Origin of the sequence: Streptomyces sp. R28 (genome assembly GCF_041052385.1) — a bacterium.
GTDB lineage: Bacteria > Actinomycetota > Actinomycetes > Streptomycetales > Streptomycetaceae > Streptomyces.
In genome coordinates this window covers 9,721,463-9,745,546 of the sequence record NZ_CP163439.1, presented here as the reverse complement: position 1 = coordinate 9,745,546, position 24,084 = coordinate 9,721,463, and the positions used below count along the sequence as shown (strand labels likewise).

The following is a 24,084-nucleotide window of genomic DNA, read 5'->3' as shown; positions in this document are numbered from 1 at the left end:
GGACCTGCGGCTTCCGATAGCCTCCGTGCCGTGACGGAACAGCACTCGCACCACCAGTTCGAGCGGGGCACGGACGGGCCCAAGGTCATCGTGGTCGGGGTGGACGGCTCCGACTCCTCGCTCCGCGCGGCGGCCTACGCCGGTGGTCTCGCCCGACGGCAGCACGCGCTGCTCGCCGTCGTGTACGTGCAGCCGGTGATGTCGGCCGGCGCGGCTCTCGGGGCGCCGGTCGCGGAGACCACCGACGAGATCGCCGAGGACCTGATCGCCCAGATCCGGGACGCGGCCGAGCGGCTGAAGGGGATATTCGACGTCCGCTGGGAATTCCACACCTTCCGCGGCGACCCCTACAACGGCCTGGTGAAGGCGGCCGACGACCTGAAGGCCGACGCCGTGGTGGTGGGCGCCTCGGAGCAGGCCGGGCACCGGATCGTCGGTTCCGTCGCGGTGCGGTTGGTCAAGGCGGGGCGGTGGCCGGTGACGGTGGTGCCGTAGGCCGGGCTGTACACGTGGTCGACGAGGGGCGCTGGGACCCGCGGTGCGTGCACTGCCCAGGGTCTGGAGGAAGTCCGGCAGGACCCCGTTGAAGGCCTCGGACTTCTCCAGGTTCGGGAAGTGCCCGGTGTCCTCGATCGTCACCGCGCGGCCGTTCGGCACGCTTCGGACGAGCCGCTCGGCCATCTCGCTGCCGTCGGCGTGCGGAGACCTTCGGCCACGTGGACGTGGACTGACCTACTCCCCCATGGTGAGCCCGTCCTTGGCCGCGCCCCGGCTCAGCACGATGTCCCGGATCCGGTCGCGCACGCCGCGCAGTTCGGCGCCCTGGGCGAGCGCCCGGTTGAGGTTGATCACGCGGCCGGCGTCGATGTCGAACAGCTGCGGGACGAACTCGGCCTTCGACACCTCCCAGCGCCCACCGGACTCCTCCGGCTCGGTGAAGGTGAAGCGGCCGAGGGTGGACTGGTTGCCGCGCGGGTCCTGGACGCCCTGCTCGTTGTACATCGCGCCGGCCACCTGGTCGCCCATGCCGTAGACCACCCAGGTGCCGTTGATCTTCTCGTACGCCTGCGGGACATGGGCGTGGGTGCCGAGGATCAGGTCGATCGCGGGGCGGTCGCCGGCGCGGGCGGCCGTGAGGTCTCGGGCGAGGGTCACCTGCGTGCCGTCGGGCGCGTCCTGCCACTCGGTGCCCCAGTGCAGCGACACGACGACGACATCGGCGCCCGCCGACCGGGCGGCGCGGGCGTCCGCCAGGATCTTCGTCTCGTCGATCAGGTTGACCGCCCACGGCTGCCCGGGCGGGAGCGGGAAGCCGTTGACGCCGTACGTGTACGCGAGGTGCGCGACCTTGGCCGGGCCCGCGCGCAGCACCGTCACGGAGCGCGCCTCACCCTCGGTGCGCGCCGCGCCCGCGTGCCGTACGCGCGCCTGGTCGAGGGCGTTCAGGGTGCGCAGGATGCCGGCGGCGCCGTCGTCGAGGCTGTGGTCGGAGGCGGTGGCGCAGCCGTCGTAGCCGGTGGCGGCGACGCCCTTGGCCACCTCCGGCGGGGACTTGAAGGCCGGGTAGCCGCTGTACTGGCCGTCCGCGCCGTAGACCGTCCCCATATGACACAGCGCCACATCGGCGCGGGAGATGACGGGTTCGACGCCGGCGAACATCGGGCGGAAGTCGTAGCCGGAGCCGGAGCCGCGCGCGTCGAAGCGCGCACGGTCGATGATCGACGCGTGCGGGAGGATGTCGCCGGAGGCGACGAGCGTGAAGCCGCGAGGGCCCTTGGCGGAGGCGCCCGGATGCCCCGGCGCCTGGTGGTCGTTGGCCTGGCAGGCGGCGCCCGCGGCGAGGGCGGCCGTCAGCGCGAGGGCCACGAGTCGACTGCGTGCAATCATCAGCTCACCCCGTGTGGTCGTATTACCCACCAATACGTATGAAACGGAGCGCGCTCGCAAACAATCCGGCCGCCTCCATTAGCCCGTCCGGCGCGCCCCGGCTGGGCGGAAGGGACCGTTCGTCGTACCGTTCGCCGACGCGATCGACCGTCCGCCGCAGATCCGTGCGCGTGCTCTGTCCCCGAACCGCCGCCTGCGATGCCATACGGCCATGACGGCCGGAACCACCCTCACGAACGGGACGACCGCCGAGCACGAGCTCGCCGCACTGCAGCGCGAGCACGGCCGGCCCCTCTTCGCGCTCCTGCTCCGGCTCTGCGACGGCGACCGGCAGCGCGCCGAGGACCTCGTGCAGGAGACGCTGGTGCGCGCCTGGCAGCATCCCGAGGCGCTGCGCGCCGACGACTTCGACTCCGTACGGCCCTGGCTGCTGACCGTCGGGCGGCGGCTCGCGATCGACGCGCGGCGGGCCCGGCAGGCACGGCCGCCGGAGGTCGGGGACGCGGTCTTGGAGAACGCCCGGGTGATGTCCGACCACGCCGAGCGCGCCGCGGAGATGCTCGATGTGCGCGAGGCTGTGAAGACACTCACTCCGGAGCACCGTGAAGTCCTGGTGCTCGTGTACTTCCAAGGGGCGAGTGTTGCGGAGGCCGCGCAAACCCTGGGTATTCCGCCCGGTACGGTGAAGTCCCGCGCGTACTACGCGCTGCGCGCCCTGCGCAGGGTGCTTCCGGGATACGCGGCCGACCTGCGGTGAAACCAATGGGCGAGTCAAACCTCCGTAAAGCGCCTTGCTGAACACCCCGGTTGAGTAATCGGCTGTCCTCATCCGTGTTCCGGATTGGGCCAGGGTCACGGACCCAGGGTCGGGCGACGCACTCACCGGAGGAAGGCAGGAAGGGATGCTGCACAGAGGTCAAGAGAGCACGGACGGCACCGGCGGCGGCGAACTGACCGTCCCCATGGCGTGGTTGTACGCCGAGTACATCGCCGACGAGCTGCTGCGGACGGGCGATCTGATGCCGCCGACGTCCTTCGAGTTCCGCGCCGGGCGCGATGCCCTGGCGCTGACCATCTTCCTGTCCGACACCGACGGCGAGCTCTCCGGCATCCGGGTGGTGACCCAGCTGGAGACCTGGCTGTCGCTGACGGCGTACGACCAGCCGTGGCAGGACTGGGTGCGCGAGCGCATGGCGGGCCTCGCGGCCGAGGCGGTCGAGTCCGGCGGGCCCGCGCCCGACCTGGAGCTGGCCGAGGGGGCCTGGCGCTGGCTGCAGGAGACCGAGCTGCTCGCACCCGATCTGAACGCGGTGCCGGGCGGCGGTGCGCTGGTCGGCGAGGACGAGGGGCCGAAGGTGTGGACACCGGCGTGGCAGCTGGGGCTGCCGCTCGGGCACCTCGCCATCCATCTTTTTTAAGTTCTTTTCTCCTCGGACCAATCCTCGGCCCGGGCCGCTCCGAATCATTCGGTTGCGATTCTGTGGGCGGCTTGAGTGATTCGACTGACTGGTGCGTACCAGTGGGCGCAAGGAGTAACCCACCCCGCACCCAACGGCACGAGGATTCGGCATGAGGTCCCTGGAGAGGCATCGCGACGTCGCCGCGTACGCGCTCGGCGTGCTGAACGAGGCGGAGGCGTTCCGCTTCGAGGACCACCTCATGGAGTGCCCGCGCTGCGCGGCACACGTGACCGAGTTCGGGCCCGTCACCCGCCAGTTGATGCTGTACCGGCGGTCCACCCCCCAGTTCGTGCACCCCATGTCCAAGCCGGGACCGCAGCTGCTGAACCGGCTGCTCGAAGCGGTGGCGGCCCGCCACCGCGCCCGGCGCCGGCGCACGCTGTACGCCGTGGCCGCCTCGGTGGTGATCGCCCTCGCCGGACCCGCGATCGCGATGATGGCGGGCGGCGACGACGGGGCCGTACGGGTCGTCGAGGCGACCGACGCGCGGTCGGGGGTGTGGGCGCAGGTCACGACGGAGAACGAGGCCTACGGCACCCAGGTGGAACTGAAGGTGAAGGACGCCGCGGGTCCGCGCGCGTGTCACCTCGTCGCGGTCGGCCGGGACGGCTCGGAGGAGACGGTGACCAGCTGGTCCGCCGCCCATCACGACGCCCGTGAGAACACCATGACGGGCGCCTCGGCGATGCACACCGACGAGATCGTGCGCTACGAGGTGCGTACGGCGGGCGGGGACCACCTGGTGACGCTCGCGCCCCGGTGATCCGTGGCCGCACGGTCCGGTTCCGGCCTACTTCAGCAGCCGCGACAACCGCCGGTCGGCCAGCGGTTTCCCGCCCGTCTGGCAGGTCGGGCAGTACTGGAGCGAGGAGTCGCTGAAGGAGACCTCGCGGATGGTGTCGCCGCAGACCGGGCACGATTCGCCGGTGCGGCCGTGGACGCGCAGGCCGCTCTTCTTCTCGGCTTTCAGGCGTCCGGCCGCCACCCCGCGCGAGCGCTCGACCGCCTCGGTGAGGGTGGTCCGCAGGGCCTCGTACAGCCTGGCCGTCTCCTCGGGCGTGAGCGAGGAGGCCAGTTTGAAGGGGGACATCTTCGCCGCGTGCAGGATCTCGTCGCTGTAGGCGTTGCCGACCCCCGCGATGAGGCTCTGGTCGCGCAGGGCGCCCTTGAGCTGGCGGCGCTCGTCCTTCAGCAGGGCCGCCAGACGCGACTCGTCGAAGTCGTCGGCGAGCGGGTCCGGGCCCAGCCGGGCCACGCCCGCGACCTGCTGCGGGTCCTGGACGACGTACACCGCGAGGCGCTTTTGGGTGCCCGCCTCCGTCAGGTCGAAGCCCGCGCCGGTCTCCAGGGCCACGCGGAGCGCGAGCGGGCCCTTGCCGGGGCGCGGCATGCCGCTCGGGAGTTCGTCCTTCCAGTGCAGCCAGCCCGCGCGGGCCAGGTGGGTCACCAGGTGCGGGCCGTCCGCCGTGGCCAGGTCGAGGAACTTGCCGTAGCGGTGTACGGCGGCGACCTCGTGGCCCTCGACGGCGGTGACCGGCGGGTCGTAGGTCTTCAGGACGCTGATGGCGACGGGCAGCACGCGGACGATCTCGTGGCCGACCAGGTTCTCGGTCAGGAAGTCCTTGAGCGCTTCGACCTCGGGCAGTTCCGGCATAGGTCCAGAGTGCCACCCGGGACCGACAGCGCCAGGCGGCTCAGCTCACGCCCCTCCACGGCGTACGGCGTCAGGAGCGCTCCGGCACCAGGAACTCGCACCAAACGGCCTTGCCGCCGCCCCGGGCGTCCACGCCCCACACGTCCGTGAGCAGGTCGACGAGGAGCAGACCGCGCCCGGAGACGCCGGACTCCCCCGCCTCGCGACGGCGTGGCAGGGCGCTGGAGGAGTCCTCGACCTCGACGCGCAGCCGGCGTTCGGAGCCGGTGAGGACCCGCAGGGTCACGATGGCGGAGCCCTCGGTGTGCATCAGGGCGTTGGTGATCAGCTCGTCGGCGACCAGTTCGATCTCGTCGGCCCGGTCGACCGCGCCCCAGGCACGCACGGCGGCGCGGATCATGTGCCGGGCTCCGGTGAGGGCCTGGGGGTCGCCGGGGGCGACATGCTGCTGGAGGCGGCCGCCGGACTGGGGGGCGTCCACGACGCTGCGGCGCAGCAGGAGCAGGGCCACGTCGTCTTCGCCGCCCCGCTCCTCGGCCACGTCGATGAGACGGTCCGCGAGGTCGCGTACGTCGTCCGGGCCGGTGGCGATGAGCGCGGTGAGCGTCTGCATGCCGTCGTCGAGGTCGGCGCCGGGCTGTTCGACCAGGCCGTCGGTGCACAGCAGGAGGGTGTGGTCGGAATCCAGCTCGATGGTGGCGACGGGGTATTCGAGCCGCCCGAACTCCGCGGACAGGCCGAGCGGCAGCCCGCCCTCGACCGGGACGCGACGGCAGGCGCCGCCGGGTGCCCGCAGCAGCGGGTCGATGTGGCCGGCCCGGACCACCTGCACGACTCCGGTGGACAGGTCGGCCTCCGCGTACAGGCAGGTCGCGAAGCGGTCGGTGTCCAGCTCGTGCAGGAACACGGAGGCGCGGGCCATCACCGTGGCCGGGGTGTGCCCCTCGGCGGCGTAGGCGCGCAGGACGATACGCAGCTGCCCCATGACGGCGGCGGCGTGTGTGTCATGGCCCTGGACATCGCCGATGACGGCGCCGACCCGGCCGCCCGGCAGCGGGATCAGGTCGTACCAGTCGCCGCCGACGTCCCGGCCGAGGGAGGCCGAGCGGTAGCGGACGGCGACGTCGGCGCCGGACACGCTGGGGATGGTGCGCGGCAGCATGGCCTGCTGCAGGCCGGTGGCGAGGTCCTTCTCCTGCTCGTAGAACATGGCCCGCTGCAGGCTCTGCGCGATGCTGCTGCCGAGGGCGACGAGCACATTGCGGTCCTCGGCGGAGAACCCGCCCCGGTCGCTGTAGAGCAGGCCGATGGCGCCGATCGGCCGGGCCTGGGCGATCAGCGGCAGGTAGGCGGCGGCCGTGATGCTCAGGTCGGTGATGTGCGGCCACAGGATCGGGTAGCGGTCCGCGAACTCCTCCGGCGACTCGATGAAGCGCGGGCTCAGGGTCCGTACGACCTCGCTCATCGGGTACTGCTCGTCGATCCGGGTGACCCGGGTCCCGGGGACGAAGCTGCCCACGGGGCCCTCGGCGACCAGCCGGATGCGGCCGGCCTCGACCAGGCCCATGACCAGGCTGGTGGCGCCGAGGTTGCTCAGACCGTGGGTGTCCTTGAGGACGTCGATGACGTCCTGGACGGTGCGGGCGTGCGCGAGGGCGGCCGTGGTGAGCTGGACGACGCTGGTCTGCTGCCGGCGGGCCTCGTCCTCGGCCGCCTGCTCGCGCCGCTCCTCGCTCTCGGCGAGTTCGTCGGTGGCGTCGCGGACGATGCCGATGATGCGACGCGGGCGGCCCGTCTCGTCACGGCGGATGTAGCCCTGGGTGTGGGTCCAGCGCAGCGTGCCGTCGCGGCGGCGGATACGGAAGTAGGCGCCGTAGTTCTCGCTGCCGTCCTTCATGGCCTGGGAGACCAGGCCGTCCAGCCGGTAGGCCTCCGGTGGCGGCACCCGGATCGCCAGGGTCGTGGGGTGTCCGTCGTATTCGTCGGGGCGCAGGTCGAAGACCTCGTGGGCCTGGGCGTCCATGTGGAACAGACCGGTGTCCAGGTCCCAGTCGAAACTGCCCATGCGGTTGAGCGCCAGGATCGGATCCGGGTGGGCGGGCCAGTCGTCCGGGAGTGACAGGGCGCTCGCTCCCCGATCAACCATGGGGCCACCTTGCCAGGATTTGCCGGAATCTTCGACTGGGGCGACGGAACTGCCCGCGATCGGCGGGCGGGTCGTCGCACCTGTGTCGGTCAGCCGTCGAAGACGTCGGTGGGGCTCCCGAAGATGCTGTCGGAGGTGCCCGGTTCGTCGGGGATGAGCCCGCCGCCGTCGGGGATGTCGGGGGTGTCGGGGACCGCCTCGGGGCCGGTCTTCTCGGGGGCGTCCCGGGAGGGCGAGGAGTCCGGGGAGGTCTCCGGTTCCGTCCGCGAGTCGGCGGGGTCGGGCTCCTCGGGGGGCTCCGGCGACTCGGGCGTACGGCCGGGGTCGGCCGGCGGGGGCGACGCCGTGATGGTGGCCGAGGGGCAGTCGGCGGGAGCGGTGTCCACCCCGCCCGCCGCGGCCGCCGGGGTCTTCTTCGGCGGCCCGTCGGTGGCGCCGGGGGTGGCGGTGACCGTCGGGGGCGCGCAGTCGGTCGGCGACTCGTGCGAGGGGGACGCGCTGCCCTCGCCGGGCGAGGCGTCGGAGGCGCTGTCGTGCGGGTGTGGGACCAGGGTCGGGGGCACCGGCTTCGGCGGCCGTACGACATGGTCGCGGTCGTGGCCCCGATGACCGATCGGCCGTTCGATCCAGGTGCTGTCGGCGATGTCGATGATCGTGATGTCGGTGATCACCTGCGGCGTCGGGGCCACCACGATCACCTGGTTCGGCCGGTACCCGGACCAGGCCCGGCCGCTGGTGCCGGGTTTGCCCCGCAGGCCGACGGGCGGGGCGAGTGGATTGCCGCAGGCGCAGCGGACACGCGGCACACCGCGGCTGTCGACGAGGACGGCGGTGCCCGCCTGCAGGACGGACTGGTAGCCCGTCTCCCTGCCGTCGCGGAACCCGTGGTTGGTGACCCGGGTGTCGGCACGCAGCACGACCGAGGTCAGTCCGCGCAGATAGCCGGGGATCGACGCCTGGGAGATGCCGGCGGTCCGGGCGAAGACACGGCCCCTGGCCCGGTCGGCGGTGAGCCGGTCGATCTGCCGCAGCACATCACAGCTGGCGGCGCCCCGGGTACCGCCGTACAGACCGGGCGTCTCACCGGACAGGGACCGGAGCCCGGCCCGCCCCGGGCGCGCCTGCCTCGGCGTTCGGGTGAGCGGCGACCGGGCGACGGTCGAGGTCGCCGTGGAGTCGGTGAAGGGATCCGGCCCCTGGTCCGCGGCGGGCTGGAGGAACACGTCCGAGCCCGCTTCCGTGTCCCCGTCGCTCCCGGCGCCGCAGCCGGCGACGGCGAGCGCCGCCGAGAGCGCGCAGGCCGTGACGATGGTTCCGGTGAGTGTCCGCACCACGTCCTCTCGCCGGTTATCAGACATTTCGCCACTATTGTCTGCTTCACTCACTTGGGTTACGCAAGCGGAGAGGTGGTATACGCAGAGTCACCGGGGTCTCCCCGGGGTCATCGGCGCGACAATGAGGAAAGGAGCGCGCGGCCGTGGAGTGGTTCATCGCACCGGACTACTGGACGAGCCGGCTGGTCTTCCAGCGGGCTCTGGCCGGCGTGTACCTCGTCGCGTTCCTGACGGCGGCCCTGCAGTTCCGGGCGCTGATGGGTGAGCGCGGCATGCTGCCCGTGCCGCACTTCGTCGCGCGGGTGCCCTTCAAGGCCGCCCCGAGCATCTTCCAACTGCACTACTCGGACCGGTTCTTCGCCGCCTGCGCCTGGTCGGGCTGCGCGGTGTCGGCGGCGCTGCTGGCCGGGCTGGACAACGCGGTCCCCCTGTGGGGCGCCATGCTGCTGTGGCTAATCCCATGGGCGCTGTATCTGTCGATCGTGAACGTCGGCCAGACCTGGTACTCGTTCGGCTGGGAGTCCCTGTTGCTGGAGGTCGGCTTCCTCGCCGTGTTCCTGGGCAACGACGAGGTGGCGCCGCCGATCGTGGTGCTGTTCCTGCTGCGCTGGATCCTGTTCCGCGTCGAGTTCGGCGCGGGCCTGATCAAGATGCGCGGCGACGCCTGCTGGCGGAAGCTGACCTGCCTGGACCACCACCACGAGACCCAGCCGATGCCGGGCCCGCTGAGCTGGTTCTTCCACCATCTGCCGAAGCCGCTGCACCGCGTCGAGGTGGCCGCCAACCACGTCACCCAACTCGTCGTGCCGGTACTCCTCTTCACCCCGCAGCCGATCGCGACGGCCGCCGCCTCGCTGATGCTCGCGACCCAGCTGTGGCTGGTCCTGTCGGGCAACTTCTCCTGGCTGAACTGGATCACCATCGTGCTGGCCCTGTCGGCGGTGCGGTGGCCCAGCGATCCGCCGTCCGTGCCGGACGCGCCGCTGTGGTACGAGGTCGTGGTCCTGGCGGTCGCCGCGCTGCTCCTGGTCCTGAGCTACCACCCGGTCGCCAACATGATCTCCCGCCGCCAGGTCATGAACCGCTCCTTCGACCCACTCCATCTGGTCAACACCTACGGTGCGTTCGGCAGCGTCAGCCGGACCCGGTACGAGGTGGTGATCGAGGGCACCGCCGACGACGTGCCGCGCGAGGACTCGGACTGGCGGGAGTACGAGTTCAAGGGCAAGCCGGGCGATCCCCGGCACTGGCCGCGGCAGTTCGCGCCGTACCATCTGCGGCTGGACTGGCTGATGTGGTTCGCCGCCCTGTCGCCCGCGTATGCGGGGTCGTGGTTCGGCACGCTGATGGAGCGGCTCCTGGAGAACGACCGCGATACGCTGAAGCTCCTGCGCCGCTCGCCGTTCCCGCCGGACGCCCCGCCCCGCTATGTACGCGCCCGCCTCTTCCGCTACCGCTACACGACCTGGCGTGAGCTGCGGGAGACGGGCGCGTGCTGGGAGCGCACATATGTGCGGGAGTATCTGCCGCCTACCCGGTTGGCTGGGGTGGCTCAGCGGAGCTGACGGGGGCCTGCCTTCCCACGAGGAGGGAAGCCGACAGGGGTACGAGCGCCGTCGGCATGCCCGCGGGAGGAGTCGCCTCGGCGGGCGTGGACGCGGGCTCCGGCCGGGTACGTTCCTCGCCCGGAGAGACGGGTCGCGGAACGCCGCCGTTCAGTTGATCACGAACCATGCCACTGCCGTTTCTGTCGGGGACGCCTGGGTGAGGACAACAGTGAACGAACCGGCCGCCGGATCAGGGACGGCGGCGCGTACGGCCACGCCGCGCTTGTCCTCCTGAACGGTGGCGAGGACCATGCTCGCCGGCCCGATGGTCGGCCCGGTCACGGTGAACCGGTCCCTGCCCGCCGGGACGACTGCGCGGCCGCTGGAGCTGAAGACGGCGGTTCCCTGAACCTGGAGCGCGGTGGATCCGGAGTTCGCCGCGGTGGCGTACACGCCGACACCGCCGGAGGTTGCCGACGTGGCGCCGAACACTCCGATCGCGCCCTGGCCGAGGCCGTCGCCCTCGACGCCGATGCCGTAGTCACTGACGCCGCGACCGGTGACGCCGATCCTTCCGTCGCCCCACACCCCGACGCCGGCGAAGCCGAACACGCCGTAACCGCCCTCCAGGCCATGGCGGTTGTAGCCCTGGACCCCGAAGCCCCGCTGGTCGATCGCCTCGCCGACGACTCCGGTGCCGGAACCGGTGCCGCGGACGCCGAGCCCGCCCGGGGCCTGTCCGTGGACGCCGGTGCCGGCGCCCGTGTCCTCGCCGTAGACCGCGGTCCCCGACGAGGAGACGCCGTGCACACCGGAGCCGCTCCTGCGCGAGGCGCCGTAGACCCCGTCGCCCTCGTAGCTGTAGCCCCGCACGGCGCTGCCCTTGAAGGAGACGCTGTAGAGGCCGTCACCTCCGGGGGATTGCGTGCCGGACTGAGCCCCGAAGAGGTACAGACCGGTTCCGTCGGCTCGTCCCTTCGCGTCGTTCACCAACGACGTGGCGCTGTCCTCGGCGTTGTTCTTCCACGCGCCCGAGCCCTGGATGATGGGTTGCCCGTCCGCCATGTCGCCCCCGATTCCCTTGAGTTGGGGACGAAGCTAACGCCGCAGCGAGGACCCGACAAGTAAGGATGAAGCCGGACGAGACGTATATTTCCTCGGCACTTCTGCCCCCGCCCTGCGGCTCGGGGGGCTGAGGTCAAAGGCCGTACACGCGGGTGGCCGTGCCCGCGAAGACGTCCGCACGCCCGGCCGCGTCGAGACCGCCGGTCAGCTCCCGCGCCACGGACACCGCGTCGCCGTACGGCGCCGCCGGCGTGCACACCGGCCAGTCCGAGCCGAACATCAGCCGCTGCGGGCCGAAGGCGTCCAGGACCGCCTCGGCGTACGGGCGCAGGTCGTCGACGGTCCAGGAGTCGAGGTCGGCCTCGGTGATCATGCCGGAGAGTTTGCAGACGGTGTGGGAGAGGGCGGCCAGGGAACGGACGGCGCTCTCCCACGGTTCCCGCTCGCCGGAGGCGATGGGCGGTTTGCCGAGGTGGTCCAGGACGAAGGTGAGGTCGGGGTGGTCCGCGGCGGCCTTGACGCAGGCCGGCAGCTGGTGGGGCAGTACGACCAGGTCGTAGACCAACCCGGCGTCGGCCACGGCCGCCAGTCCGCGCCGTACGTCCGCACGCAGCAGCCACTCCGCATCCGGCTCGCCCTGCACCTGGTGGCGGATGCCCTTGAGGTACTGGGCGCCGGGCAGTTCCCGCAGGCGGGCCAGCTCGTCGGCGATGTCCGGGCGGGTGAGGTCGGTCCAGCCGACGACGCCCGCGATCAGCTCGTGCTCGGCGGCGAGGGACAGGAACTCCGGGGTCTCCTCGGGCACGGTGATCGTCTGGACGAGGACCGCGCGGTCGACTCCTGCCGCGCGGGTCTCGGGTGCGAGGTCCTCGATCGTGAAGTTCCGTCGCAGCGGGCTGTGTTCGTCGATCCAGTCCTGGTCCCGTACCGACAGGTCCCAGACGTGGAAGTGGGCGTCAACGGTCACGGCAGCTCCCATACGACGGGCAGGCCGGCGTCGGCGCCCTCGCCGGAGTAGTCGTGCACGACGTCCAGCAGTTCGGCCATGCGGGCCTGCCAGGCCACGTTGACCGGCAGTTTCTCCAGCTCGGCGAGCAGGCGGCCGTAGTCCTCGCACTCCAGGACGTGGAAGAGGTCGGTGCCGCTGCGCCAGATCGTCCAGGAGGTGGCACCTGCGGCGCGGATCGCGTCGGTGAGCTCGACCGGGACCTCGCGGTGGGCGACCTCGTACTCGGCGACGCGGTCCGCGCGGACCTTGGTGTGCAGGGCGACTCTCATGTCGGCTCCTCGGCCGTCAGGAGACCGGTGTCGCGCAGCTCCTGCCAGAAGGCCGGGGGCACCGGGGCGGCGAACTGGTCGGCCGCGTCCTGGACTTCGGCCGCCGAGCGGGCACCTACGAGGACGCTCGCGACGGCAGGGTGGGCCGCGCAGAAGGCGAGGGCGGCGGCCCGCAGGCTGATGCCGTGCCGTTCGGCGACCTCCCGCATGCGCAGGGCCCGGTGCAGCAAGTCGCCGGGGGCCTTGGCGTAGTTGTAGGTCACGTCCGGTCTCGGGTCCGCCAGCAGACCGGAGTTGAAGGCGCCGCCGATCACCACGGAGACGCCCCGTTCGACGGCGGCGGGCAGCAGTTCGGTGAGCGCGCTCTGGTCGAGCAGGGTGTAACGCCCCGCGCACAGCACGACGTCGACGTCGGTCTCGCGGACGAAGCGGGTCAGCATCTCCGCCTGGTTCATGCCGGCGCCGATCGCCCCCACGACCCCCTCGGAGCGGAGCTTCTCCAGGGCCGGGTAGCCCTCGTTGAAGGCTTGTTCGGCGTGGTCGTCGGGGTCGTGGAGGTAGACGACGTCCACGCGGTCGAGGCCGAGCCGTTCGAGGCTCGCCTCAAGGGTGCGGCGTACGCCGTCCGCGCTGAAGTCCCAGACGCGGCGGCGGGTGGCGGGCACCGCGAAGCAGTTGGCGAGGTCGTCGCCGCCGGCCGTGGACGGTTCCAGTCGGCGGCCGACCTTGGTGGAGACCGTGAACTCGGAGCGCGGGTAGGCCTTCAGGGCCTCCCCCAGTCGCTGTTCCGACAGTCCGAGGCCGTAGTGCGGGGCGGTGTCGAAGTAGCGGATGCCGCACTGCCAGGCCGCGGTCACGGCTTGGTGCGCCTGCTCGTCGGTCACCTCGGTGAAGAGGTTGCCGATGACGGCGGCGCCGAAGCCGAGCGCGCTGACCGGGACGCCGCTGGTCCCCAGGGTGGTCACTGGCCCACCGGCCTCAGACGCAGGCCCTGCATGCCGCCGTCGACGGCGAGGGAGGTGCCGGTGGTGGCGCCGGAGAGGGGGCTCGCCAGGTAGGCGATGGCGCCCGCGACCTCGTCGGCCGAGACGAGGCGGCCGGTGGGCTGGCGGGCCTCCAGGGCGGCGCGTTCGGCGGCCGGGTCGGGGGCCTTGGCGAGGAGGCGGCCGATCCACGGGGTGTCCGCGGTACCGGGGTTGACGCAGTTCACGCGAATGCCCTCGCGGACGTGGTCGGCGGCCATGGCGAGCGTCAGGGAGTACACGGCCCCCTTGGTCGCGCTGTACAGCGCCCGCTGCGGCAGGCCCGCGGTGGCCGCGATGGACGAGGTGTTCACGATCGCCGCGTGGGAGGACTCACGCAGGTGGGGCAGGGCGGCGCGGGCGACGCGGACCATGCCGACCACGTTGACGTCGAGGACGCGGTGCCACTCCTCGTCGTCGTTGTCGGCCACGGTGCCCTGGGCGCCGATGCCCGCGTTGTTGACCACGACGTCGAGTCCGCCGAGGTCGGCCACGGCGGCGGCCACGGCCTCGCGGACGGAGGCGTCGTCGGTGACGTCGGCGCGGTAGGCGAGCAGCGGCTTCTCGACCGAGGAGGTGTCCAGGTCGAGGACGGCGACCTGGGCGCCGCGTGCGGCGAGGAGTTCCGCGGTGGCCCGGCCGATGCCGGAGGCGCCACCGGTCACCAGGGCCTTGAGGCCCTCGAAGTCACTCATGCCGCCTGCCCCTTCTTCTGCGTGTCGTCGGCGAGGTCTTCTGCCCAGAAGGCGCCGTCCGGGAACGTGTACCGCGCGATGGACTCCGGGCGCATGGCAGCCGAGAAGCCCGGTGCGGTGGGTGCCGTGTAGTGACCTTCCCTGATCACCACCGGGTCGAGGAAGTGGTCGTGCAGATGGTCGACGTACTCGATGACGCGGTCCTCGGTGGTGCCGGTGACGGCCACGTAGTCGTACATCGACAGGTGCTGGACGAGTTCGCACAGGCCGACGCCGCCGGCGTGCGGGCAGACCGGGACGCCGAACTTGGCGGCGAGCAGCAGGATGGCGAGGTTCTCGTTGACGCCGCCGACGCGGGCCGCGTCGATCTGGAGGACGTCGAGGGCGCCGGCCTGGAGGAGCTGTTTGAAGACGACCCGGTTCTGCACGTGCTCGCCGGTGGCCACCTTCACCGGGGCGACGGCCTTGCGGATCGCCGCGTGGCCGAGGACGTCGTCGGGGCTGGTGGGCTCCTCGATCCAGTACGGGTCGAACTCGGCGAGGGCCTTGGTCCAGCGGATCGCCTCGTCGACGTCCCAGCGCTGGTTGGCGTCGATGGCCATGCGGATGTCCGGCCCGACGACCGAGCGGGCGACGCGGCAGCGCCGTACGTCGTCCGCCAGGTCGGCGCCGACCTTCAACTTGATCTGCCGGAAGCCGTCGGCGACGGCCTCGGCGGCGAGCCGGGTGAGCTTGTCGTCGTCGTAGCCGAGCCAGCCGGCGGAGGTGGTGTAGGCGGGGTAGCCGCGCTCCAGGAGCCGGGCGGTGCGCTCTGCCGAGCCCTCCCGGCCCCGGCGCAGGATCGTCAGCGCCTCCTCGGGCGTGAGCGCGTCGGTGAGGTACCGGAAGTCGATCTGACGGACGATCCACTCCGGGGCGGCGTCGGCGAGGAGGCGCCACAGCGGCTTGTCGGCGCGCTTGGCGGCGAGGTCCCACACGGCGTTCATGACCGCGCCGATCGCCATGTGCATCACGCCCTTCTCGGGGCCGAGCCAGCGCAGCTGGCTGTCGCCGATCAGGTCGCGGTTCAGGGTCCCCGGGTCGGCGCAGAGCTCGTCGACGGGGCGGCCGACGACATGCCCGCGCAGTGCCTCGATCGCGGCGACCTGGACCTCGTTGCCCCGCCCGATGGTGAACGTGAACCCGTGCCCCGCGAGCCCGTCCGCCGCGTCGGTGCGCAGGACGACGTACGCGGCCGAGTAGTCCGGGTCCGGGTTCATCGCGTCGGAGCCGTCGAGCTCGCGCGAGGTGGGGAAGCGGATGTCGTAGGTGTCGACCGCGGTGATGCGGGCGGGGGTCGGGGACACGGAGGGCCTTTCGGTAGGTGACGGGGACGAGGCTCAGTCCTGGGCACGGCCCGTCGTCACGCGGGCGATCATGAGGGCGACCAGGATGATTCCGCCGTAGATGGCCTGGATCCAGAACGACGGGACCTGGGCGAGGGTGAGCAGGTTCTGGACGACGCCGAGGAGGAGTACGCCGGTCAGGGCGCCGAACATGGTGCCCCTGCCGCCGTCCAGGCTGATGCCGCCGATGACCGCGGCCGCGAACACGGTGAAGATCATGTTGTTGCCCTGGTTGGCGCTGATCGCCCCGACGTAGCCGGTCTGGATGATCCCGCCGACGGCGGCCAGCGTCCCCGCGACGACGAACACGCCGAGCATCACCCGCTCGACCCGGATACCGGCCGCGCGGGCGGCGTCCGCGTTGCCGCCGATGGCGTACAGGGCGCGTCCGACGCGGTGGTACTTGAGCACGAACCCGGCGATCGCGAAGGCGGCCGCCGCGAGCCACACCGACATCGGGATGTTCAGGAAGGTGGTCGTGGCGAGGGAGTAGAAGCTGTCGGGCATCCCGAACAGCGTCTTGCCCTTGGTCGCGCCGACCAGCAGACCGCGCAGGACGATCAGCATCGCGAGCGTCACGATGAACGCGTTGAGCTTGAACTTCACGACCAGGATGCCGTTGAAGGCACCCACGGCCGCGCCGACCACCAGGGCCGCCAACAGGGCGAGGGCGGCGGGGAGTTCGGCCCCCCAGCCGGACTGGGCGGCGGGCAGCACGAGGAGCGCTCCGACGGCGGGCGCGATGCCGACCACCGACTCCAGGGACAGGTCGAACTTGCCGGTGATCAGGACCAGCGACTCGGCCAGCACGACCATCGCCAGCGCGGCGGAGGCGCCGAGGATGGAGATCAGGTTCCGCTCGGTGAGGAACGAGTCGTTGACCACCGCGCCGAGCACCATGAGCAGCAACAGGGCGGGGACAAGGGCGAGTTCGCGGGCTCGGCGGAGCAGGACCGTCCTGGCGGCACGGGCGTCCGGCACCTTCACGGGGAGGGCCGGTCGGGCCTTGGTGTCAGCCATGGTTGTCCACTCCTTCGATGGAGGCGATCAGCTCGTGGTCGCGCCAGCCCGCCGGGTGCTCGGCGACGACACGGCCGTGGAACAGGACGAGGACGCGGTCGCAGCGGCGCAGGTCGTCGAGTTCGTCGGAGACGACGAGTACGGCGGTGCCGTCCTCGCGGGCGCTGTCCATGCGGGCGAGCAGGGACTCCTTGGACTTCACGTCGACGCCCGCGGTGGGGTTGATCAGCACGAGCAGGCGGGGGTCGGAGGCGAGGGCGCGGGCCATGACGACCTTCTGCGCGTTGCCGCCGGACAGGTCCGAGACCGGTTGGTCGGGGCCCTCGGTGTGGATGTCGAGGCGTTCGATGAGGGCGCTCGCGAAGGCGCGCTTGCGGTCGGTGCCGACGAACCCGAAGCGGCCGAGCCGTTCGAGGACGCTCATGGTGGCGTTGTCGCCGATGGTCATGCCGGCGACGAGTCCCTGCTCGTGCCGGTCCCGGGGCACACACGCCACGCCCGCCTTGAGGGCGGCCTGCACATCGCCGAACGGCAGCCGCTCACCGCCCAGTCGGGCGGTCCCGCCGGTCGGGGTGTGCAGTCCCGCGAAGGACTCGGCCAGCTGGACCTTGCCACTGCCGCTGATCCCGGCGAGCCCGACGACCTCACCGCGGCGGACCGTGAGGTCGATGTCCTGATACGACGGTGAGGTGAGCCCGCGGGCTTCGAGCAGGACGGGGGCGTCGTCGTCGACGTCCCTGGGGTCGACGGCCTGCTCGGCGATGGCTTCCAGGGACTCCCCCGCCATGGCCTCCACCAGCGCCCGGCGCGGGAGTTCGGCGACCGGGGCGGTGGTGATCCAGCGCGCGTCGCGCAGAACCGTGACGGTCTGGCAGACCTCGTACACCTCCTGGAGGTGGTGCGAGATGAAAAGGAAGGTGACGCCGGAGTCCTGCAGCGCCCGCATGCGCGTGAAGAGCCGCTCGATCTCACGGTTGTCGAGCTGGGCGGTGGGCTCGTCGAGGATGATGAAGCGGGCGCCGAAGCTGAGCGCCCGGGCGATCTCCACCATTTGACGGTCCTCGACCTTGAGGTCGGCGGTGCGGGCGGCGGGGTCGACATGGACGTCCCAGGTCGCGAGGAGTTCGGCGGCTTCGGTGCGCAGCTTGCGCCAGCTGATGAAGCCGCGCTGGAGCGGCTGCCGGTTGATGCTGTGTTCATCCGGGGGACGCAGCATCCCATTGCGGCTCCGCCGCGGGCCGGACCCCCGGCCGACCTTGCGATTCAGGCGCGTTGACCTGGCAGCGTGGATTTCGGCGATGAAGAGATTTTCCGCGACCGTCATTTCCGGCACGAGGGTCGGCTTCTGGTAGACGCAGGCCACCTTGCGGCGCCAGGCGTCGCGGTCGGCGAGCGCGGGGGCCAGGTCGCCGTCGAAGCGGACCTCGCCCTCGTCGGCCGCTTGGAGGCCGGTGAGGATGTTGACCAGGGTCGACTTGCCGGCGCCGTTGCGGCCGACGAGGGCGTGGGACTCGCCGGGCAGGACGGTGAGCCGGCCGTCGGCGAGGGCGGTGGTGGGACCGTAGCGCTTGACGATGTCGCGCGCCTGGACGAGGGGTGTGACCGCGGTCTTCCGTACGTGCGTACTCATTTGACCGTGTTGCCCCAGAGCTTGGGGTCGTCGACGTTGTCCTTGGTGACCAGCGGGGCGGGCAACTGGTCCTCCAGGATGCCGCTGGGGAGCTTCACGATGGTCGAGTCGTGGTCGGTCGGGCCGGGCTCGAAGGTCTTCCCCTCCATCGCGGCCTTGATGTAGTACATGCCGTACTTGGCGTACAGGTCGGCGGGCTGGGAGACGGTCGCGTCGATCTGTCCCTTGCGGATGGCGTCGTACTCCTGCGGGATGCCGTCGTTGGAGACGATCGCGATGTGGCCGGCCTGCCCGGCCGTCTTCAGCATCCCCTTCGACTTCAGGGTCTGCAGGGTCGGCGCGAGGTAGACGCCGCCGGCCTGCAGGTAGATGCCCTTGATGTCGGGGTTGGCGTTCAGGAGGGTGTCCAGCTTGGAGGCCGCGGTGTCGGACTCCCACTTGGCCGGGATCTCCAGGACCTTCAGCTTGGGGAAGTTCTTCTTCACGCAGGCACGGAACGCCTCGGAGCGGTCACGGCCGTTGACCGAGGCCAGGTCGCCCATGATCTGCACGACCTTGCCGGAGGGGATCTGCTCGCCGAGGTACTGGCAGGCCTTCTCGCCGTACGCCACGTTGTCGGCCCGCACCACCATCGCGACCTTGCCCTTGTCGGGCGCCACGTCGACGGCGACGACCGGCACGCCCTTGCGCTCCGCCTGGTCGAGGCCGGCCTCGATGGCCGCGCTGTCCAGCGGGGCGACGACCAGGCCTTTCACGCCCTGGTTGAGCTGGTTGTTGATGTCGGTGATCTGCTGGGAGGGGTCACTGTTGGAGTTGACCGTCTTGAGCGTGTCGACGCCTTCGGAGTCGGCCGTCTTCGGCACGTAGTCGTTGTACGACTGCCAGAACGGCGAGGTCAGCAGGGGCAGGATCACCCCGACCTTGCCGGTCCCGCCGGCTTCGGCGCCGGCGGCGCCGGTGTCCTTCGTGCTGCCGCACGCGGCGAGCACGAGCGAGGCGCCGACGACCGCGGCCACCGCTGTGCCCCTCCGTGACCTGTTCTGCTTCCGCGCTGTTGTGCCGTGCATCTGGTGGCTCCTCGTTGAGCGTGTTCGAGCACATGGTTCGAGCAGATGACCGCATATTTATCAGACCACTTCGCCGATACAACACCCTGCGGGCGCCATTTTTCGTCGTTTCCGGCCGTAGTGGTCCGACCAACCTGGTGATTACACTGCCGCTCACCGGGCACCCTCAGGCGCCTGGGGCGACAGGAGGAATGGCGTGGACGAGACAGCCCCGCAGAAGGGCACCGTGACGACGCGCGCCATCGAGCAGATCAAGTCGATGATCGCGGAGGGGCGGCTGGAGCCGGGCCAGCGGCTGCCGACCGAGCGCGATCTGGCCGTCCGGCTCGGCATCTCCCGCAGCTCGATGCGGGAGGCGATCCGCGCGCTCACGGTGCTGGGCGTGCTGGAGGCCCGGCACGGCTCGGGCATCTACGTCACCCAGCTGGAGGCCGGCGACCTTCTGGAGACGTTCGGCGTGGTCGCCGACCTGTCCCGCGGCCCGCGTCTGGTGGAGCTCCTCGAGGTGCGCCGCATCCTGGAGTCGACGGCGACGGCCCTGGCGGCGGCGCGCATCACGCCGGACCAGCTCGCGGAGGTCGAGAAACACCTGACGGCGATGAACGCCACGGACGACCCCGAGGAGATCCTCGCCCACGACCTGGCCTTCCACCGCGAGATCGCCGCCGCCGCCGGCAACGAGACCATGGCCGCGATCCTGGAGGGCCTGTCCTCCCGCACGTTCCGCGCCCGCGTGTGGCGCGGCTACCAGGAGGAGGGCGCCTTCGCCCGCACGCGCCGCGAACACGCCGCGATCCACCGCGCCCTTCTCGCCCGCGATCCGGAGGCGGCACGGGCCGCGGCGGCCGCGCATGTGGGCGAGGTGGAGGAGTGGCTGCGGGCACAGCTCGGCACCTGACCGCCAGCGTCGAGGGCCGTTCCCCTCGCCTGCCGTGCCAGGGGAACGGCCCGTGTCATGACTGCTCTACGGCTGCACGTCGAAGCCGTGCTCCCGTCCGAGTTCCTCCAGCGACGCCTGGCCGGGGATGCCGTTGGCGTCCGCGCCGGTGAAGCCGCAGCGGTGCTGCCAGGCGGAGTACGCCTTGACGGTCGCCCCACCGAAGTGACCGTCCGCGTACTTCGTTTCGAGGAGGCCTTCCGCCACCAGTGCCTTCTCCACGGTCTTCACCCCGGCGTACGACACCGGCGTGCCCGCCTCGGCCGGGTCGTGCAGGGCCGCGGCGACCAGTCTCGACACGTCGATCACCGGCCGCGGGCCCGGAACGGTCGGCGAGCCACCGGGCCGCGGGGCGCCCTTTTGCACCCACGCGTACAGGTGCTCTCCGGGGCATGCGGTGGCGAGGCCGTCCCGGTGTCCCTTGATCTCGTTGCCGGCGCCATGGCGGCGCAGCAGCTCGATGCCGTCACGGATCGCGCCGAGCATCGCGTCCGTCGGCTTGATGAGCCCCTTGTCGCCGACCAGGCCGACGATCGCGTAGTGGGCGCGGTTGAGGGGCTGGTTGCCGTTGGCCCCGGTGCGCTTGCCGAGGCCGCGGCCCTCCAGGAGACGACCGTGCGGGCAGGCGCCGTAGTTGTAGGCGATGTCCGAGTAGTTCTCCACCTTGTTCGCCAGATGGGAGACCCGGATGGACTTCCACTCGGCGATGCAGAGGTCGTGGTCGTCGAGGAGTTCGACGCTGACCGACGTGCCTTCGTAGTGGACCTTCACGCCCTTGGTCGATTCCTGCGTCGGTGCGGCGGATGCGGGCCAGCCCAGCTGGGCCCGCGTGACGAGCTTCATGAGTGCCTCCAAGGCGCTGCGTAACGCCAACCTCCTTGAGTGTGAGACCGGTTGCCACCCGATTCACCGCGGCGCGCCGCCGTTCGCGCTCAGTGGACCGGCGCCCGACGCAGCCGCAGCGTCACCAGTTCGAAGGGACGCAGGCGCAGAGCGACGCGCGCGCCGTCGCACGACGGCGCCTCGGGCAGCGGGCGTTCCAGCAGGTCCGTCGCCGTGACGTCCGCGACCTCGAAGTCCGCCGCGAGCGTGGCCCGTACCCGGCCGCCCTGGGCCTCGTGCAGGCGCACCACGACGTCTCCGCTGCCGTCGTCGGCCAGCTTGACGGCCGTGATCACGACGGCCTCCCGGTCCACCGTCACCAGGGGCGCCACCTCCCGCGCGCCGCTCACCGACCGCTCCGGCAGGTTGATCCGCCAGCCCTCGCGCACCGCGTCGCCGATGCCCGCACCCGGCACCAGGGCGTGCCGGAAGCGGTGGACGCCCTGGTCGGTCTCGGGGTCGGGGAAGCGCGGGGCGCGCAGGAGGGAGACGCGCACCGTGGTGGTCGTACCGCGGTCGCCGTCGGTGCGGACCGTGCGGGTCACGTCGTGGCCGTAGGTCGAGTCGTTGACGATGGCGACGCCCCAGCCCGGCTCCTCCAGGTGGACGAAGCGGTGGTTGCAGGCCTCGAACTTGGCCGCCTCCCAGCTGGTGTTGGTGTGTGTGGGGCGGAAGAAGTGCCCGAACTGGGTCTCCGACGCGTACCGTTCCGCGTGCAGGTCGAGCGGGAAGGCCAGCTTCAGGAACTTCTCCGTCTCGTGCCAGTCGACCTCGGTGTCGAGCAGCAGCCGCCGCTCCCCCGGCGCGAGCGACAGCACCTGGGTGACGCGGGAGGAGCCGAAGGACCGGACGATCCGCACCGATCCCTCGTCGTCACCGGGGGTGACCTCGTCCGCCTCGGTCAGGTCGGTGACCGTGTTGCGGTAGAACTCGTCGACGTCCCAGGCGTCCCACATGTTCGGGAAGTCCGGGTGCAGTTGCAGGAGACCGGCCACCCGGCCCGGGGCGACGGCCTCGCGGTCGGCGTCGATGTCGTACGCCGACACGACCAGGCCCCGCGCGTCGATCTCGATGCGCAGCAGGCCGTTGTCGAGGACGAACCCGCCGCCCTGCCGTGCCGCCAGTGCCGTCCGGCCCTGGGTCACCGGGGTGCGCGCACCGCCCGCCGGTACGCCGTCACGCGTGTGCGGGGCCGCGTTGAAGACGAGCTCGGTCTCGCCCTGGCCCGCCAGGGCCCGCTGGGCGGCTTCGATGATCGCATTCAGCTCGCCCGCGAGACGCTCGTACGTCGCACGCGCCTCACGGTGCACCCAAGCGATGGACGAGCCGGGCAGGATGTCGTGGAACTGGTGCAGCAGGACCGTCTTCCAGATGCGGTCCAACTCCTCGTACGGGTAAGGGAATCCGGTCCGTACGGCGGCCGTGGCCGCCCACAGTTCGGCCTCGCGCAGGAGGTGTTCGCTGCGGCGGTTGCCCTGCTTGGTCCTGGCCTGGCTGGTGAGGGTGGCTCGGTGGAGTTCGAGGTAGAGCTCGCCGACCCAGACGGGCGGGTCGGGGTACTCGGCCTCGGCCTTCGCGAAGAACTCCGCCGGGGTCTCCCAGGCGACGGTCGCCGAGCCTTCCAGGCTGCGCAGCCGGGCCGCCTTGGCGACCATCTCCCGGGTCGTGCCGCCGCCTCCGTCGCCCCAGCCGGTGGGGGCGAGGGAGTGCCGGGCGGCCCCCTTGTCCTTGAAGTTGCGGGCCGCGTGGGCGATCTCGCTGCCCTTCATCGAGCAGTTGTAGGTGTCGACGGGCGGGAAGTGGGTGAAGATCCGGGTGCCGTCGATGCCCTCCCACTGGAAGGTGTGGTGCGGGAACCTGTTGGTCCGGGACCAGGAGATCTTCTGCGTCAGCAGCCATTTGGAGCCCGCGGCCTTGATGATCTGGGGCAGCCCGGCGGCGAAGCCGAAGGTGTCCGGCAGCCAGGCCTCGTCGTTCTCGATGCCGAACTCGTCGAGGAAGAACCGCTTGCCGTGCACGAACTGCCGGGCCATCGCCTCGGAGCCGGGCATGTTGGTGTCCGACTCCACCCACATCCCGCCGGCCGGCACGAACCGCCCGTCCGCCACCGCCTTCTTCACCCTCGCCCACACCTCGGGCCGGTGCTCCTTCAGCCACGCCCACTGCTGGGCCTGCGACATGGCGAAGACGAAGTCGGGCTCGTCCTCGATGAGCGCGGTCATGTTGGAGGTCGTACGGGCCACCTTGCGCACGGTCTCGCGAAGCGGCCACAGCCACGCCGAGTCGATGTGCGCGTGACCGACGGCGCTGATGCGGTGGGCGGACGGTACGGCGGGGGCCGCCAGCACGTCGGCCAGCCGCGTCCGCGCGCGTGCCGCGGTGCCCCCCACGTCCTGCAGATCGACCGCGTCCAGCGCCTTCTCCACCGCCCGCAGGATGTCCCAGCGCCGCGCCGACTCCACCGGCAGCTCGGCCATCAGTTCGCCGAGCACCTCCAGGTCGATGACCAGCTGCCAGACGTCCTCGTCGAGGACGGCGAGGTCCATGCGGGTGAGCGTGTACTGGGGTTCGCTGCCCGCGGTCTCCTTGTCACCGAGCCGCGTGGGCAGGAAGGGGTGGTAGTCGAGGATGACGGGGTTGGAGGCCGCCTCGATGTGCAGCCGCACCTGCTCGCCGCCCGTCACGGGGGCGCCGATACGCACCCACTGGTTGCGCGGGTTGAGGCCCTTCACCGGGGTGCCGTCGGGCCGGTAGACCAGGCCCTCGCACTGGAAGCCGGGCATGTTCTCGTCGAACCCGAGGTCCAGGAGAGCCTCGACGGTCTTCCCGGCCCACGCCTCGGGCACGGTCCCGGTGACCCGGAACCAGCTGGTGCCCCAGGGAGCACCCCAGCGCGCACCCACCTCGATCGGCCCGGGTTCGGCCGCGAGTCCCTCGGCGACCGGCACCGGCTCGCCGGGCGCATGCCACACCGCCACCTCCAGCGGCACGGACTCGGGGTACACGGCGGGACGGATGCGTTCGTCGAGGACGCGCTTGAGACGGGCTTCGACCAGGCTGCGGTCGTCATGCATG

At 71.4% G+C, this 24,084-nt stretch carries 21 protein-coding genes; 6 read left to right on the top strand and 15 right to left on the bottom strand.

Features of this window, described 5'->3' with window-relative positions; translation table 11 throughout:
* The first annotated feature begins 30 nt into the window (after window positions 1-30).
* Window positions 31-495 (top strand): universal stress protein, encoded by a 465-nt coding sequence (locus AB5J49_RS42750; protein WP_369174266.1) that lies wholly within the window; start codon window positions 31-33, stop codon window positions 493-495.
* 237 nt (window positions 496-732) lie between these two features.
* On the opposite strand, the gene AB5J49_RS42745 is transcribed toward AB5J49_RS42750, so the two are convergent.
* Window positions 733-1,887, bottom strand: a complete 1,155-nt coding sequence (locus AB5J49_RS42745) for a CapA family protein (RefSeq protein WP_369174265.1) — start codon at window positions 1,885-1,887, stop codon at window positions 733-735.
* A gap of 211 nt (window positions 1,888-2,098) precedes the next feature.
* Between AB5J49_RS42745 and AB5J49_RS42740 the strand changes: the two genes are divergently transcribed.
* The 3 genes from AB5J49_RS42740 to AB5J49_RS42730 all read left to right on the top strand — a co-directional run bounded on the left by AB5J49_RS42740 (window position 2,099) and on the right by AB5J49_RS42730 (window position 4,110).
* Window positions 2,099-2,644, top strand: coding sequence for a sigma-70 family RNA polymerase sigma factor (locus AB5J49_RS42740; protein WP_369174264.1), 546 nt, complete (start codon window positions 2,099-2,101; stop codon window positions 2,642-2,644).
* A gap of 145 nt (window positions 2,645-2,789) precedes the next feature.
* Window positions 2,790-3,305, top strand: coding sequence for a hypothetical protein (locus AB5J49_RS42735; RefSeq protein ID WP_369174263.1), 516 nt, complete (start codon window positions 2,790-2,792; stop codon window positions 3,303-3,305).
* Window positions 3,306-3,456: 151 nt separating this feature from the next.
* On the top strand, window positions 3,457-4,110 hold the full coding sequence (locus tag AB5J49_RS42730) for a zf-HC2 domain-containing protein (RefSeq protein WP_369174262.1): 654 nt from the start codon (window positions 3,457-3,459) through the stop codon (window positions 4,108-4,110).
* A 27-nt stretch (window positions 4,111-4,137) separates the two neighbouring features.
* On the opposite strand, the gene AB5J49_RS42725 is transcribed toward AB5J49_RS42730, so the two are convergent.
* From AB5J49_RS42725 to AB5J49_RS42715, 3 genes are all read right to left on the bottom strand, one after another.
* Window positions 4,138-5,001, bottom strand: coding sequence for an Fpg/Nei family DNA glycosylase (locus AB5J49_RS42725; protein ID WP_369174261.1), 864 nt, complete (start codon window positions 4,999-5,001; stop codon window positions 4,138-4,140).
* Between the two features lie 70 nt (window positions 5,002-5,071).
* Complete coding sequence (locus AB5J49_RS42720) at window positions 5,072-7,147, bottom strand: SpoIIE family protein phosphatase (protein WP_369174260.1); 2,076 nt, start codon at window positions 7,145-7,147, stop codon at window positions 5,072-5,074.
* A gap of 89 nt (window positions 7,148-7,236) precedes the next feature.
* On the bottom strand, window positions 7,237-8,505 hold the full coding sequence (locus tag AB5J49_RS42715; RefSeq protein WP_369174259.1) for a DUF6777 domain-containing protein: 1,269 nt from the start codon (window positions 8,503-8,505) through the stop codon (window positions 7,237-7,239).
* Window positions 8,506-8,624: 119 nt separating this feature from the next.
* Between AB5J49_RS42715 and AB5J49_RS42710 the strand changes: the two genes are divergently transcribed.
* Entirely contained in the window at window positions 8,625-10,046 is a 1,422-nt protein-coding gene (locus AB5J49_RS42710; protein WP_369174258.1) for a lipase maturation factor family protein, read from the top strand.
* A 150-nt stretch (window positions 10,047-10,196) separates the two neighbouring features.
* On the opposite strand, the gene AB5J49_RS42705 is transcribed toward AB5J49_RS42710, so the two are convergent.
* The 9 genes from AB5J49_RS42705 to AB5J49_RS42665 all read right to left on the bottom strand — a co-directional run bounded on the left by AB5J49_RS42705 (window position 10,197) and on the right by AB5J49_RS42665 (window position 19,190).
* Complete coding sequence (locus AB5J49_RS42705) at window positions 10,197-11,093, bottom strand: hypothetical protein (protein WP_369174257.1); 897 nt, start codon at window positions 11,091-11,093, stop codon at window positions 10,197-10,199.
* Window positions 11,094-11,226: 133 nt separating this feature from the next.
* A complete protein-coding gene (locus AB5J49_RS42700) occupies window positions 11,227-12,060 on the bottom strand; it encodes an amidohydrolase (protein ID WP_369174256.1) in 834 nt (277 codons plus the stop codon).
* A complete protein-coding gene (locus tag AB5J49_RS42695; protein ID WP_369174255.1) occupies window positions 12,057-12,371 on the bottom strand; it encodes an L-rhamnose mutarotase in 315 nt (104 codons plus the stop codon). Before AB5J49_RS42695 ends, AB5J49_RS42700 begins: the two co-directional genes overlap by 4 nt.
* Window positions 12,368-13,336 carry an aldo/keto reductase gene (locus AB5J49_RS42690; RefSeq protein ID WP_369174254.1) on the bottom strand — a complete coding sequence of 323 codons (969 nt, stop codon included), beginning with the start codon at window positions 13,334-13,336 and terminating at the stop codon, window positions 12,368-12,370. The genes AB5J49_RS42695 and AB5J49_RS42690 overlap by 4 nt, the downstream gene beginning before the upstream one ends.
* A complete protein-coding gene (locus AB5J49_RS42685; protein WP_369174253.1) occupies window positions 13,333-14,088 on the bottom strand; it encodes an SDR family NAD(P)-dependent oxidoreductase in 756 nt (251 codons plus the stop codon). The genes AB5J49_RS42690 and AB5J49_RS42685 overlap by 4 nt, the downstream gene beginning before the upstream one ends.
* Complete coding sequence (locus tag AB5J49_RS42680) at window positions 14,085-15,434, bottom strand: L-fuconate dehydratase (protein WP_369174252.1); 1,350 nt, start codon at window positions 15,432-15,434, stop codon at window positions 14,085-14,087. Before AB5J49_RS42680 ends, AB5J49_RS42685 begins: the two co-directional genes overlap by 4 nt.
* A 33-nt stretch (window positions 15,435-15,467) precedes the next feature.
* Window positions 15,468-16,493, bottom strand: a complete 1,026-nt coding sequence (locus tag AB5J49_RS42675) for an ABC transporter permease (protein WP_369174251.1) — start codon at window positions 16,491-16,493, stop codon at window positions 15,468-15,470.
* Window positions 16,486-18,123 carry a sugar ABC transporter ATP-binding protein gene (locus AB5J49_RS42670; protein WP_369174250.1) on the bottom strand — a complete coding sequence of 546 codons (1,638 nt, stop codon included), beginning with the start codon at window positions 18,121-18,123 and terminating at the stop codon, window positions 16,486-16,488. Before AB5J49_RS42670 ends, AB5J49_RS42675 begins: the two co-directional genes overlap by 8 nt.
* On the bottom strand, window positions 18,120-19,190 hold the full coding sequence (locus AB5J49_RS42665) for a sugar ABC transporter substrate-binding protein (protein ID WP_369174249.1): 1,071 nt from the start codon (window positions 19,188-19,190) through the stop codon (window positions 18,120-18,122). Before AB5J49_RS42665 ends, AB5J49_RS42670 begins: the two co-directional genes overlap by 4 nt.
* Window positions 19,191-19,386: 196 nt before the next feature.
* Here AB5J49_RS42665 and AB5J49_RS42660 point away from each other — a divergent pair, with 196 nt between their 5' ends.
* On the top strand, window positions 19,387-20,088 hold the full coding sequence (locus AB5J49_RS42660; RefSeq protein ID WP_369174248.1) for a FadR/GntR family transcriptional regulator: 702 nt from the start codon (window positions 19,387-19,389) through the stop codon (window positions 20,086-20,088).
* Between the two features lie 66 nt (window positions 20,089-20,154).
* On the opposite strand, the gene AB5J49_RS42655 is transcribed toward AB5J49_RS42660, so the two are convergent.
* Entirely contained in the window at window positions 20,155-20,970 is an 816-nt protein-coding gene (locus AB5J49_RS42655; RefSeq protein WP_369174247.1) for an N-acetylmuramoyl-L-alanine amidase, read from the bottom strand.
* A gap of 89 nt (window positions 20,971-21,059) precedes the next feature.
* Window positions 21,060-24,083, bottom strand: a complete 3,024-nt coding sequence (locus AB5J49_RS42650; protein ID WP_369174246.1) for an alpha-mannosidase — start codon at window positions 24,081-24,083, stop codon at window positions 21,060-21,062.
* Between the last annotated feature and the right edge of the window lies 1 nt (window position 24,084).